Source organism: Brevundimonas sp. Soil_N_31 (genome assembly GCF_057655995.1).
In genome coordinates this window covers 390,130-402,704 of record NZ_JBDGLE010000003.1, presented here as the reverse complement: position 1 = coordinate 402,704, position 12,575 = coordinate 390,130, and the positions used below count along the sequence as shown (strand labels likewise).

Annotated in this window: 10 protein-coding genes; 2 read left to right on the top strand and 8 right to left on the bottom strand. The window is 68.7% G+C overall.

What is annotated here, in order from left to right; translation table 11 throughout:
• Positions 1 to 39 precede the first annotated feature (39 nt).
• The 5 genes from phoU to AC3A3G_RS07435 form a co-directional block, all read right to left on the bottom strand.
• A complete protein-coding gene (phoU, locus tag AC3A3G_RS07455) occupies positions 40 to 786 on the bottom strand; it encodes a phosphate signaling complex protein PhoU (RefSeq protein ID WP_003165712.1) in 747 nt (248 codons plus the stop codon).
• 10 nt (positions 787 to 796) lie between these two features.
• On the bottom strand, positions 797 to 1,666 hold the full coding sequence (gene pstB, locus AC3A3G_RS07450; RefSeq protein ID WP_487487875.1) for a phosphate ABC transporter ATP-binding protein PstB: 870 nt from the start codon (positions 1,664 to 1,666) through the stop codon (positions 797 to 799).
• Positions 1,667 to 1,671: 5 nt separating this feature from the next.
• The gene (pstA, locus tag AC3A3G_RS07445) at positions 1,672 to 2,967 is read right to left on the bottom strand and encodes a phosphate ABC transporter permease PstA (protein ID WP_312054127.1); all 1,296 of its coding nucleotides are present in this window, start codon (positions 2,965 to 2,967) and stop codon (positions 1,672 to 1,674) included.
• Complete coding sequence (gene pstC, locus AC3A3G_RS07440) at positions 2,960 to 4,390, bottom strand: phosphate ABC transporter permease subunit PstC (protein WP_487487874.1); 1,431 nt, start codon at positions 4,388 to 4,390, stop codon at positions 2,960 to 2,962. The genes pstA and pstC overlap by 8 nt, the downstream gene beginning before the upstream one ends.
• Positions 4,391 to 4,553: 163 nt before the next feature.
• Positions 4,554 to 5,915 carry a sensor histidine kinase gene (locus AC3A3G_RS07435; protein WP_368924661.1) on the bottom strand — a complete coding sequence of 454 codons (1,362 nt, stop codon included), beginning with the start codon at positions 5,913 to 5,915 and terminating at the stop codon, positions 4,554 to 4,556.
• 179 nt (positions 5,916 to 6,094) lie between these two features.
• On the opposite strand from AC3A3G_RS07435, the gene AC3A3G_RS07430 reads away from it, so the two are divergent.
• Positions 6,095 to 8,428, top strand: a complete 2,334-nt coding sequence (locus AC3A3G_RS07430; RefSeq protein WP_487487873.1) for an ATP-binding protein — start codon at positions 6,095 to 6,097, stop codon at positions 8,426 to 8,428.
• A 28-nt stretch (positions 8,429 to 8,456) separates the two neighbouring features.
• Here the strand turns inward: AC3A3G_RS07430 and AC3A3G_RS07425 are convergent, their stop codons facing one another.
• Together AC3A3G_RS07425 and aceA are read right to left on the bottom strand one after the other, a co-directional pair.
• Positions 8,457 to 8,666: a hypothetical protein gene (locus AC3A3G_RS07425; protein WP_487487872.1), complete on the bottom strand. Its 210-nt coding sequence runs from the start codon at positions 8,664 to 8,666 to the stop codon at positions 8,457 to 8,459.
• Between the two features lie 29 nt (positions 8,667 to 8,695).
• Positions 8,696 to 9,973 (bottom strand): isocitrate lyase, encoded by a 1,278-nt coding sequence (aceA, locus tag AC3A3G_RS07420; protein WP_200167759.1) that lies wholly within the window; start codon positions 9,971 to 9,973, stop codon positions 8,696 to 8,698.
• A gap of 155 nt (positions 9,974 to 10,128) precedes the next feature.
• Here aceA and AC3A3G_RS07415 point away from each other — a divergent pair, with 155 nt between their 5' ends.
• Positions 10,129 to 11,559, top strand: a complete 1,431-nt coding sequence (locus tag AC3A3G_RS07415) for a helix-turn-helix domain-containing protein (protein ID WP_487487871.1) — start codon at positions 10,129 to 10,131, stop codon at positions 11,557 to 11,559.
• Positions 11,560 to 11,691: 132 nt separating this feature from the next.
• Here AC3A3G_RS07415 and AC3A3G_RS07410 read toward each other — a convergent pair whose 3' ends face one another.
• Positions 11,692 to 12,525 (bottom strand): hypothetical protein, encoded by an 834-nt coding sequence (locus AC3A3G_RS07410; RefSeq protein WP_487487870.1) that lies wholly within the window; start codon positions 12,523 to 12,525, stop codon positions 11,692 to 11,694.
• Positions 12,526 to 12,575 lie beyond the last annotated feature (50 nt).

Genomic DNA, 12,575 nt, shown 5'->3' with positions numbered 1-12,575 from the left:
CCTCTCCGGTTCGTCGAAGTCGTCAGCGATGTAGGGGTGTCAGTCGTCCGCCGCGTCGGGCGACGCAGACAGATGCGGGGTCGGCGTCGGCTCTTCGCCAGGGCCGGGCACGGCCTTCGGCCGCTCGCCCAGCATGTCCTCGCCGGTGATCTCATAGTGGACCGTCTCGGCGATATTGGTCGCGTGGTCGCCGATCCGCTCAAGGTTCTTGGCCATGAACAGCAGGTGGGTGCAGGCCGTGATCGTGCGCGGGTCGCCCATCATATAGGTGAGCAGTTCGCGGAACAGGGCGTTGTAGTGCTCGTCCACCTCGTCGTCGGTCTGCCAGACCGACAGGGCGCGTTCGATCTCAGAGGCCGTATAGGCGTCCAGCACGTCGCGCAGCCGGTTCGACACCAGCCGCCCCATCCGCTCGATCGAGCGGGTCAGCGGCTGCATCGGCTCGGCCTCGGCCAGGATCAGCGCCCGCTTGGCGATGTTCTTGGCCAGGTCGCCGGTCCGTTCCAGGTCCGAAGCCAGCTTCATCGCCCCCAGCGTCCGGCGCAGGTCGCTGGCGACCGGCTGGCGCAGGGCGATCAGGCGGATCGCCTTCTTCTCGATGTCGCGATGCAGGGCGTCCAGGCGGTTGTCGCGCTCGACCACCGCCTTGGCCAGCGCCACGTCGCGGCGGGCGACGGATTCGATGGCGTCCGCCACCTGGGCCTCGGCCAGGCCGCCCATGCGGACCACCTCGGCCGTCAACTGGTTCAGCTCGTCGCCGTAAGCCTTGACCGTATGCTGGTTCATCGTCGCGTCCTCAGCCGAAGCGGCCGGTGATGTAATCGAGCGTGCGCTTTTCGCGCGGGTTGGTGAAGATCTCTTCGGTGTCGCCGGTCTCGACCAGCTTGCCCATGTGGAAGAAGGCCGTGCGCTGCGACACGCGGGCCGCCTGCGCCATCGAGTGGGTGACGATGACGATGCAGTAACGCTCGCGCAGTTCGTCGATCAGCTCCTCGATCTTGGCCGTGGCGATCGGGTCCAGCGCCGAGCAGGGCTCGTCCATCAGGATGACTTCGGGTTCGACCGCGATGGCGCGGGCGATGACCAGACGCTGCTGCTGGCCGCCCGACAGGCCGGTGCCCGGCGAGTGCAGGCGGTCGGCGACCTCGTCCCACAGACCGGCGCGCTTCAGCGACTTCTGGACGATCTCGTCCATCTCGCCCTTGGTCGAGGCCAGGCCGTGGATCTTGGGCCCATAGGCCACGTTCTCATAGATCGACTTGGGGAAGGGGTTCGGCTTCTGGAACACCATGCCGACCTGGGCGCGCAGCAGCACCGGGTCGATCTTCTTGTCGTTGATGTCCGCGCCGTCCATGTCGATCCGGCCGGTCACGCGGGTGCCGGGGATGGTGTCGTTCATGCGGTTCATGGTCCGCAGGAAGGTCGACTTGCCGCAGCCCGACGGACCGATCAGCGCCGTAACCGTCTTGTCCGGAATCTCCAGCGAGACGTCGAACAGGGCCTGCTTCTCGCCATAGAAGACGCAGATGTCGCGCGCGGCGATCTTGATCGGGCCCAGCGGCGCCGAGGCGTGGGCGCCGACGGCCGGGGCGGTCGACAGGGTGGCGGCCTCGGCGGCGCCGCCGGTCGACGAGCCATCGGGAGCGCGGAAGATGCGGGACTTCATAAGATTTACCACCGGCGTTCGAAGCGACGGCGCAGCAAGACTGCGGCGGCGTTCATGACGATCATGAAGGCGAGAAGGACAAGGATGGCGGCCGCCGTCCGTTCGTGGAAGGCGCGCTCCGAGGCGTTCTCCCAGATGTAGATCAGCGACGGCAGGGCGCCGACGGGTTCGTCGATGGCGTGCGGCACGCCCGGCACGAAGCTGATCATGCCGATCAGCAGCAGCGGGGCCGTCTCGCCCAGGGCGTGGGCCATGGAGATGATGGCGCCAGTCATCACGCCGGGCATGGCCAGCGGCAGGACGTGGCCGAACACCGTCTGGGTGCGGCTGGCGCCCATGGCCAGGGCCGCCTCGCGGATCGAGGGCGGAACAGCCTTCAGCGACGAGCGCGTGGCGATGATGATGGTCGGCAGGGCCATCAGCGCCAGCACCAGACCCCCGACCAGCGGACTGGCGCGCGGCAGGTGCATGAAGTTAATGAACAGCGCCAGACCCAGCAGGCCGTAGACGATGGACGGCACGGCGGCCAGGTTGTTGATGTTGACCTCGATGATCGCCGTGATGCGGTTGCGCGGCGAATATTCCTCCAGCCAGACGGCGGCGCCGACTCCGACAGGGATGGCGATCAGGGCCGTCACCATCAGCATCAGGGCCGACCCGACCACGGCGCCCAACAGGCCCGCCAGCTCCGGCTGGGTCGAGTCGCCCTTGGTGAACAGGGCGGCGTTGAAGTGGGCGCGCACGGCGCCCGAGGCCTTCATCCGATCCAGCCAGTCCATCTGCTCATTGGTGACGCGGCGCTGGTCCTCGGGCTGATCGCGCGTGATCTTGCCCTTCAGATACATCTCGGCGTCGTCCGACAGCGGCGCGGCGACCGGCACGGTCTGGCCCAGCAGGCTGGGCTGGCGCGCGATCATCTTGGCGGCCTGGAACTTCAGCTCCGAGGACAGCAGGGCCTTCATCGCCGAGGCCTTGGTTCCCTGTTCGTCGTCCTGGATCCCCAGGCGGCGGATCTGCTGCTCGGCGACGATCTGCTCGAAATTGGCGCCCTGCGGATAGGAACGGTCGATCCGCGCCGGGTCCATATACACCGGCAGGGTCACGGTGTGGGCGTAGAAGGCAGTGTAGCCCTGGGTGACGATGCTGCCGAGCAGGATCACCAGGAAGGTCAGGGCCACGCCGATGGCCGCGCGGCCGTACCAGCGGAAGCGGGTCTCACGCGCATAGCGGGCGCGCAGGCGGCTTTTCAGGCGCTGGGTGCGCGGGCTGACGCCGGTCGAGGGAGAGGCGGCGTCAGTCATACTGTTCCCGATAGGCTTGCACGATGCGCATGGCGACGATGTTGAGCAGCAGGGTGACGACGAACAGCGTCAGCCCCAGGCCGAAGGCGGCCAGGGTCTTGGGACTGTTGAACTCCTGGTCGCCGGTCAGCAGGGTGACGATCTGGACGGTGACGGTCGTGACCGTCTCCAGCGGGTTCAGGGTCAGCTTGGCGGCCAGACCGGCGGCCATGGTCACGATCATGGTCTCGCCGATGGCGCGCGACACGGCCAGCAGCAGGGCCCCGGCCACGCCCGGCAGGGCGGCGGGCAGCAGCACCTTCTTGATCGTCTCGGACTTGGTGGCGCCCATGGCGTAGGAGCCGTCGCGCAGGGACTGCGGCACCGCGTTCAGAATGTCGTCCGACAGGGAGCTGACGAAGGGGATCAGCATGATCCCCATGACCGCGCCCGCGACCAGGGCCATCTGGTTCTGGACCAGCGACAGATAGAGGCCCAGCTCATTGAACGGCCCGCCGATCAGCATGTCGCCGATGCCGTTGAAGAAGACGCGCAGCGCCGGCCCCACCGTCAGGGCGGCGAAGAAGCCGTAGACCACGGTCGGCACGCCCGCCAGGACTTCCAGCGCCGGCTTGACCAGGGCGCGGGTCTTCTTGCCCGAATATTCCGACAGATAGACGGCCGAGAACAGGCCGATCGGGGCGGCCACCGCCATGGCGATGGCCATGATCAGGAAGGTGCCCGCGAACAGCGGCACGGCCCCGAAGGCGCCCGACGACCCGACCTGATCGGCGCGAATGGCGATCTGCGGGCTCCACTTGGTCCCGAACAGGAACTCGGTGATCGGCACCATGCTGAAGAAGCGCAAGGAGTCGATCACCAGCGAGAAGATGATGCCGACCGTGGTCAGCACCGCCACCGCCGAACAGGCGAACAGGACGCCGGTGATCCAGCCTTCGACCTTGTTGCGCGCGCGCAGGTCCGGGCGGATGCGGGTGAAGACGAACAGGCCGCCCAGCACGGCGGCGATCAGGGCGGCGACGCCCCCGCCCCAGTTCAGGGCGGCGGCGATGCGGTGGGCGCGGCGCCCCTCGGCGGGCAGTTCCTCGGCATAGGGCGCGGGCCAGATCTGGCGCGCCTCCTGCCCGGCGCCGACCAGGCGGGCGTCGGCGAAGAAGGCCTCGCGGCGGAACGGCTCCAGCTGGGTGACGCTGTCAGGCGCGCCCGCCCGCATCATCTGCTCCTCGATGGAGGTCGAGAAGACCGAGGCGGCGATCAGCATCGCCAGCGCCGGAACCCCGACCCAAATCAGGGCGTAAAGCCCATGTTGGCCAGGACGCGAATGCGACTTCGCCCCCTGGCTCCGGCGAACGGCCAAGGCCCGCCCGGCCACATAGGCAAGGACGGCGAAGGCGATCAGCAGCAGCAGGAAAATCCAGATCATCCGGTCCGATCAGCGCAGGAATCAGGAACGCGCCGGGTTCGGTGCGTTTCGGCCGGGAAACTGCCTGCGATACGTCAGCGGATTAAGACGGCTGGATGACAGTTCTGTTACGACGCCCAGCCGCAATGTCGCAGGTCCATGACGATCGCTCCGAACCCGGACTTCACGCTTCGGATGGCGGAGCCAGGGGGAAACAGGCCGCGAAGATCGCCCCATGCCCCGGCGCGCTGTCCACGGACAGGCCGCCCCGGTGGCGAATGATGATGTGGCGCACGATGGCCAGGCCCAGGCCCGTGCCCTGTCGATCGCCGCTCTTCTGGCCCTCAACGCGATAGAATCGCTCCGTCAGGCGCGGCAGGTGCTCGCGCGCCATGCCCGGCCCGTGGTCGCGCACGGTGACGACGGCGTAGCGCTGGCCCGTCTCGCGGTCGGGGGTCGCCAGGGACAGGCGGTTGCCCTCGCTCATCCGCGCCGCCATGGCCTCGTTCAGAGTGCGGTCGATCTCGATGCCGACCTCGATGGTCCCGCCTGCGCTGGAATATTTTAGAGCGTTGTCGATCAGGTTCTGCACCACCTGGGCGATCTCGTCCCGGTCGCCGGTCACGGCCGCGCCGCCATGCGGCAGCTCCGCATGGATCGTCACCTGCCGCTCGCTGGAGATGACGCTGACCGCATCGACCACATCGGCCGTCGCCCGCGCCAGGTTGACCCGGCCCAGGGGCGCGATGTGTTCGTTCAGCTCGATCCGGCTCAGCGACAGCAGATCGGCGACTAGCCGCCGCATCCGGTCGGCCTGCACCGCCATGATGTCGAGGAATTTGTCACGCGCCTTGGGGTCGTCCTTGGCGTGGCCCTTCAGCGTCTCGATGAACCCCGACAGCGACGCCAGCGGCGTGCGCAGTTCGTGGCTGGCGTTGGCCAGGAAGTCGACGCGCATCTTCTCCATGCGGCGCACGTCCGTCTCGTCGCGCAGCGCCAGCAGCGTCAGCGCCCCGCCGCCCCAGGCCGAAGCCTCGCGCGTCGGCAGAGGACGCACGAAGGCTCGCCAGTGCCGCTCCTGAACGCCGCCGCCGACATAATCGACCTCGGCGCCGACGCCTTCGAACAGAGCCTCGTCCACCGCCTCCAGCACGCGCGGCTCGCGCAGCACCGAGACCAGCAGCCCCCCGCCCGTCCCGTTCAGCTTGAACAGCTCGCGCGCCGCTGCATTGGCCAGGGCGATGCGGCGTCCGGCGATGTCGTCGGCCTCGCCGCCGCTGATGATCAGCAAGGGATCGTCCAGCGCTTCGAACACATCGCCCAGCAGGGCCGCATCAGGCCCCAGATCGACGGCGCCGGGCTCGAATTCCATCTCATCGGCGGCCGCCGGCGGGTTGCGGTTAACCAGCCAGGTCGCCAGCGCGACCGCGACGGCCCCCGCCGCCAGCCAGCCCGCCAGCTCCGGCTTCATCACCGCCAGGACCGCCATCACCAGGATGGCGACGCCCCCGCTGGCGCCGGCGGTCCACAGCCGGGACGACGCCATAGGCGCGACAGGTGACGGAGAGTGATCGTAAGGCATCTAGACCGACGTTATCTCATTATTCAGCAGCACGACCTATGGTTCGTCGGCAGCCTGCTGAGTCGGCCGGATCGACGCACGGGATGTGTAGCTTGGTTTCTTCACGGATTTACGGCGGAACGGCTAGGGGCTGAGGGAGCATCATGATGGGCGGCGTCTTGGGCTGTCTGGTTGAACGCCACGACTGGCGAATCGCCTCCCTGGCCATCCTGGCTTGCGTCTTCAGCATCGGCATCGCCCTGCTTCTGTCCGAACGCGCCCGTCGCCTGTCGCCCCGCGCGCGTCGTCCCTACACCCTGTCGGCGCCGCTGGTCGCCGGACTGGGCGTGTGGACGACCCACTTCATCGCCATGCTGGCCTACGACGTCGGGGTGGATATCCGCTACGATCCCTTGCAGACTTTCCTGTCGCTGGTGATCGTCACGGCCGCCTTCTGGGTCGCCATGCAGTTGCATCTGGTCGGCGCGACCGAGACAGGCTGGCGGCGCCGCTCCGCCCTGTCCGCCGGCGCCGTCATCACGGCCGGAGTCGCGGCCATGCACTTCGTCGGCATGGATGCGATGCGCCTGTCCGGGGCGGTCCTGACCTGGAACGCGCCGCGGGTCGTTCTGGCCGTGGCGGGCGCGCTTGTCCTTTTCAGCGCGGTCGCCTGGCTGCCTGCGATGAACAAGTGGCGCGGTCTGGCCGCCGCCACGGCCCTATCTTCCGGCGGCGTCGCCTGGCTGCACTTCATCGCCATGACGGCGGTAAGCCTGACCCCCGCGCCGGGCGTGCTTCTCAGCCAAGGGGCGAGCGCCGCCGTCGTCACCTTGTGGATCGCCCTCGGCGTGGCTCTGACCCTCAGCGTGGCCGCCTTCTTCACCGGCATGATCTGGTGGTCGCGACGCAGCGTCCTGGGGCAGCTTCTGGAAGCCGTGCAGGCCATGCCCGACGGCGTCGGCGTCTATGACGCCGATGACCGCCTCGTCATGTGGAATCAGCGCTACAGCGAGATTCACCCGTATCTGGCCCCCGTGCTGCGGCCCGGTGTCTCCTTCCGCGAGGTGCTCGAGGTCGGCATCAAGGCCGGCGTCTACGCTGACGCGATCGGTCGCGAAGAGGCCTGGATCTCAGAGCGCTTGACCAGCCGCAGAACGCTCCTCGCGCCGCGCGAAATGCAAGTCGCGGGCCGCTGGTTGCGCGTCCAGGACCGCCCCACCGTCGGCGGCGGCGCCGTCACCGTCTGCTCGGACATCAGCGACCTGAAGCGCAACGCCGACGCCCTCGCCGAGGCGCGCGACGCCGCCGACGCCGCCGACGCCGCCAATCGCGCCAAGAGCCGCTTCCTGGCCAATATGAGCCATGAAATCCGCACGCCCCTGAACGGCGTGATCGGCGTGGCCCAGGCGCTGACGCGCACCGAACTGTCGCAGCACCAGCAGGAAATGCTCGAGCTGATCCAGTCGTCCAGCCGCACTCTCCAGACCCTGCTCAGCGACATTCTGGATCTGGCCCGCGTCGAATCCGGTCGACTGGAGCTGAAGGAGGAACCGCTCGACCTGGCCCGCACGGTGGAGGAAGCCGCCCTCCTCTACGCCGCCGCCGCCAGGGACAAGGGGCTGCAGTTCATTGTCGAGGTCGCGCCCGAGGCCCAGGTGTGGACCTATGGCGATCCGGTACGCCTGAAGCAGGTGCTGACCAACCTCGTCTCCAACGCCGTCAAGTTCACCGCCTCCGGCTTCGTCAGCCTGACCGTCGACGCCGTCCCGGCCGAGGCGCCCCAGACCCTGCGCTTCGTGGTTCAGGACACCGGCATCGGCTTCGACGCCCAGACGCAAGCGCGTCTGTTCAACCGCTTTGAACAGGCCGACGGCGACATTACCCGCCACTACGGCGGCTCTGGCCTGGGCCTGGCGATCTGCCGCGAGTTGGCGGCCATGATGGGCGGCGACCTGGGTTGCGAGAGCGAGCCGGGCGCGGGCGCCGCCTTCATCCTCAGCCTGCCGCTCAAGCCGGCCCAGGCGCCGGCCGTCCCGCTGCGTCCCGTCCTGAAGGACGCCGTCGTCGCCGCGCCGGACGCAGAAGCCGCGCCGCGCCGCCTGCGCATCCTGGCCGCCGACGATCATCCGACCAATCGCCGCGTCGTCGAGTTGATCCTGGACAGCGCCGCTTTCGATCTCGTCTCGGTCGAGAACGGCGCCCAGGCGGTGGAGGCCTATCGCGCCCAGGCCTTCGACCTGGTGCTGATGGACATGCAGATGCCGGTCATGGACGGCCTGTCCGCCGTGCGGGAAATCCGTCTGCACGAGGCGGTCATGGGCCTGCCGCACGTTCCCGTGGTCATGCTGACCGCCAACGCCCTGGCCCAACATCTGGACGAGGCCCTGGCCGCCGGCGCCGACCGCCATATGGCCAAGCCCTTCAGCGTCGAAGACCTTCTGGCCATGGTCTCGGACCTGACGGCACAGACGCCTCAGGCCGCGGAAGCCGCGGCCTGAGGTCTCCTTCTTTCAATGCCGACGCGGCTCACTCGTAGCCGTGCGCCGCCTCGTTGATGACCTGGCTGGGCATGGTCGAGAAATCCACGCTCAGTGGACGGACCGCCTTGGCCTCGAAGGTCTTGAGCACGTGCTCCAGACGGCGGCGCACTTCGCGCTCGGCCTCGATCGATCCATCCAGCGCCAGCGGCGCCAGGCAGAAGTCGATGATGGCTTGCGGACGGGTCATGGGCTCCATGTCATTTCCTTTCCTGTGAGGCGTGGAACTCAGGCGGCGTGGAACTGGGCGGTTTCGGTCGAGTCCTTCAGGGCCGTCGTCGAGGACTGGCCCGAAGAGATGACCGTGGCGACATCGTCGAAGTAGCCAGTGCCGACCTCGCGCTGGTGGCGCGTGGCGGTGTAGCCGGTCGCCTCGTTGGCGAACTCGCGCTGTTGCAGCTCCGAATAGGCCGCCATGCCGCGATCGCGGTAGCCGCTGGCCAACTCGAACATGCCGTTGTTCAGGCTGTGGAAGCCCGCCAGCGTCACGAACTGGAACTTGTAGCCCATGGCCCCCAGCTCGCGCTGGAACTTGGCGATGGTGTCCTTGTCCAGCTTGGCTTCCCAGTTGAACGAGGGCGAGCAGTTGTAGGCCATCAGCTTGCCCGGATGCTCTTTCTGGACCGCCTCGGCGAACTTCTTCGCATCGTCCAGATCGGGGTGCGAGGTCTCCCACCACAGCAGGTCGGCGTATTTGGCGTAGGACAGGCCGCGCGCGATGCAGTGGTCCAGACCCGTGCCCGGCTTCAGGCGATAGAAGCCTTCCGGCGTGCGGTTCTCGCGGTCGATGAAGGGGTGGTCCCGCTCGTCGATGTCCGAGGTGATCAGCTGAGCCGACTCGGCGTCGGTGCGCGCCACCGTCAGGGTCGGCGTGCCGCAGACGTCGGCGGCCAGGCGGGCGGCGATCAGGTTGCGCTCATGCGCCTGGGTCGGGATCAGCACCTTGCCGCCCAGGTGGCCGCACTTCTTCTCGGACGCCAGCTGGTCCTCGAAGTGGACGCCCGCGGCGCCCGCCTCGATGAAGGCCTTCATGATCTCGAAGCTGTTCAGCGGTCCGCCGAAGCCGGCCTCGGCGTCGGCGACGATGGGGGCGAACCAGTCGCGCTTGGCGCCGCCTTCCGCGTGTTCGATCTGGTCGGCGCGCTGCAGGGTGCGGTTGATGCGGCGGCACAGTTCCGGCGCGGCGTTGGCCGGATACAGCGACTGGTCCGGGTACATGGCGCTGGCCGTATTGGCGTCGGCCGCGACCTGCCAGCCCGACAGATAGATGGCCTTCAGGCCCGCGCGGACCATCTGCATCGCCTGATTGCCGGTCACGGCGCCCAGGGCGTTGATATAGGGCTCGCTGTGCAGCAGCTCCCACAGGCGGTTGGCGCCGCGTTCGGCCAGCGTATGGGTGATCGGCACCGAGCCGCGCAGACGCAGGACGTCTTCAGGCGAATAAGGGCGCTCGATGCCGTCGAAACGGCCGGCGGGCGAAGGAACCAGATCGGCGAAGGTCGTCATGTTCGTCTCGGTCTCGATAAGGCGCGGCCGCAGCCGCCGTCCCCAAGACCTGAACACGCATCCGTCACGAATGACACAGAACCAGACGCATCATTCAAGTCAAACGGTCACATCATGACACTTGCCATGAAGTCATGATGTGACATGATCCCGCCATGAACGCCGCCGCTGATCGCAAGCTGTTCCTGGGCGGCCGCCTCAAGCGGCTGCGGCGCGATCTCGACCTGTCGCAGACGGCGATGGCGGCGGACCTGGGCGTCTCGCCCTCCTATCTGAACCATATCGAGCGCAACCAGCGCCCCGTCTCGGCCCAGTTGCTGCTGCGGCTGGCCGAGACCTATGACGTCGACCTGCGCAATCTCGGCCAGTCCGGCGGCCCGGCGTCAGAGGCGGAACTGGCCGAGGTCTTCGCCGATCCCCTGTTTCAGGGTCTGGCCGTGCCCCGTCACGAGATCATGCAACTGGCCGAGGATCAGCCCGCCGCCGCCGACGCCGTGCTGCGCCTCTATCGCGCCTTCACCGACCGCCGCGTGCGCGACCGGGCCGAGATCGAGGCGGGCGGCGGCGCGGCCCCGACCGACAGCCCGTCCGAATGGGTGCGCGAATACGTCCAGTCCCGCCATAACCACTTCCCCGACCTCGACGCCTTGGGCGAGGCCCTGCACGACGCCCTGCACGCCGAGGCCCCCGCCCCCGACGAAGGCTTCGAGGCTCTGGCCCGCGCCCGACTGTTCGCCCGCCACGGCCTGACGGTCCGCACCCTGCCCGTCGAGGTCATGGTCGAGTGGACCCGCCGTTTCGACCCGCACCGGGGGCGGCTGCTGCTGTCCGATGCGCTAGGCCCGTCGTCGCGCGCCTTCGCCGTCGCCAATCAGTTGGCCCTGATGGAGCACGGGCCTGAGCTTCAGGCCCTGACCGAGGCGGCGAACGCTCCCGACGCACCGACGCGCAACCTGCTGAAGACCTCGCTGACCAACACCCTGGCCGCCGCCGTGCTGATGCCCTACGCCGCCTTCCAGCGCACGGCCGAGGAAACCGGCTATGACCTGGCCCGGCTCCAGGCCCGGTTCGGCGTCGGTTTCGAGCAGATCGCCCACCGGCTGACCACCCTGTCGCGGCCGACGGCGCGCGGCGTGCCCTTCTTCCTGATGCGGGTGGATCAGGCGGGGAATGTGTCGAAGCGATACGCCTCCGGCGCCTTTCCCTTCTCGCGCTTCGGCGGCGCCTGTCCGCGTTGGCGGCTGCACTCGGCCTTCCGCACGCCGGGCCGCATCGTCACCCAGATCATCGAGACGCCTGACGGCGGGCGCTGGTTCACCCTGGCCCGCACCGTTGACCGTCAAGGCCAGGACGCCTTCACCGAGGGGCATGATCTGGCCATAGGCCTGGGCTGTGAGCTTCGCCACGCCCACCGCCTGACCTACGCCCGCGGTCTGGACCTGCAGAAACCCGAGGTCACGCCCATCGGCCCGGCCTGCCGCCTGTGCGAACGCCACCCCTGCGCCGAACGCGCCGCCCCGCCGGTCGGCCGCGCCCTGACGGTCGACGACTGGTCCAAGTCCGTCAGCCCCTACCCGTTCGCCTAGCTCTTCCTCCTCCCCTTGTGGGAGAAGGTGGCCGAGCGAAGCGAGGTCGGATGAGGGGTCTCTCACCGACAGCGCACCCCCTCATCCGTCGGCCTGCGGCCGCCACCTTCTCCCGCAAGGGGAGAAGGAAAGTCAGTGCGCCAGCATCAGCGCCACGGGCGCTTCGTTCAGCAACGTCTGCGTCACCCCGCCGAAGATCCACTGCCGCATCCGCGCATGCCCCCAAGCGCCGGAGACCATGAGCCCCACCCCCATCTCCTCGGCGCAGTCGATCAGGCGACGGCCGTGCGGGCGGTCGTCGTGGGCGCGAGCGTCCGGCTCGGCGGCGACGCCGTGCCCCGCCAGCCAGCGCGCGACATCCTGCGTCCGCAAGCGGGCGCCGTCGGTATCGTCCGGGTCGCACAGTTCGACCACCCGCACCCCGTCGGCGCGTTTCAACAGAGGCAGGGCCGCCTGAGCCGCCAAACGGCTCTCGCGCGTGTCGGTCCAGGCCAGCAGCACCGGCGCGTCCACCATCGAACGGATCGGGTTGGGCGGCAGAACCACCACCGGCCGCCCCGAGCGCATGGCCAGGTCCGCAGGGTGCGGCGCGCACCAGGCGCTGGCTCCGCCCGCGTCGCGCCCGACCAAGGCCGCGTCCGCCGCCCTCAGGCAGCGCAGAGTCAGGCCGGTCGGATCGCCGACGTCGCCGCGCCACTCGCCCTCGACGCCCGCCGCCTCGATCGCGCCGCGGAACCTCTGCTCGGCGGACTTCAGCGTGGTTTCGTTGCGCGCCTGCTGGGCCGCCATCACCTCGCCCAGCAATATGCCCGCCCCATAGGCGTCGGCCACCGGCGTCTCGGGCGCGCAGCCCGACACCCCGATCAGCCGCGCCCCATGCGCGCTGGCCAAGGCGCAGGCTTCGGTCAGGCGGGCGGGGTTGTCGGCTTCATCGTCGACATAGACGATCAGACTGGTCCAGGGCATGGCGGCCTCCTGTTTCAGGATACGCCCCATCAACGCGCCAAACGCCGTTC

Coding starts and splice junctions, on each gene's coding strand:
- phoU (WP_003165712.1), bottom strand. CDS start 786: ATGAACCAGCATACGGTCAAGGCTTACGGCGACGAGCTGAACCAGTTG.
- pstB (WP_487487875.1), bottom strand. CDS start 1,666: ATGAAGTCCCGCATCTTCCGCGCTCCCGATGGCTCGTCGACCGGCGGC.
- pstA (WP_312054127.1), bottom strand. CDS start 2,967: ATGACTGACGCCGCCTCTCCCTCGACCGGCGTCAGCCCGCGCACCCAG.
- pstC (WP_487487874.1), bottom strand. CDS start 4,390: ATGATCTGGATTTTCCTGCTGCTGCTGATCGCCTTCGCCGTCCTTGCC.
- AC3A3G_RS07435 (WP_368924661.1), bottom strand. CDS start 5,915: ATGGCGTCGTCCCGGCTGTGGACCGCCGGCGCCAGCGGGGGCGTCGCC.
- AC3A3G_RS07430 (WP_487487873.1), top strand. CDS start 6,095: ATGATGGGCGGCGTCTTGGGCTGTCTGGTTGAACGCCACGACTGGCGA.
- AC3A3G_RS07425 (WP_487487872.1), bottom strand. CDS start 8,666: ATGGAGCCCATGACCCGTCCGCAAGCCATCATCGACTTCTGCCTGGCG.
- aceA (WP_200167759.1), bottom strand. CDS start 9,973: ATGACGACCTTCGCCGATCTGGTTCCTTCGCCCGCCGGCCGTTTCGAC.
- AC3A3G_RS07415 (WP_487487871.1), top strand. CDS start 10,129: ATGAACGCCGCCGCTGATCGCAAGCTGTTCCTGGGCGGCCGCCTCAAG.
- AC3A3G_RS07410 (WP_487487870.1), bottom strand. CDS start 12,525: ATGCCCTGGACCAGTCTGATCGTCTATGTCGACGATGAAGCCGACAAC.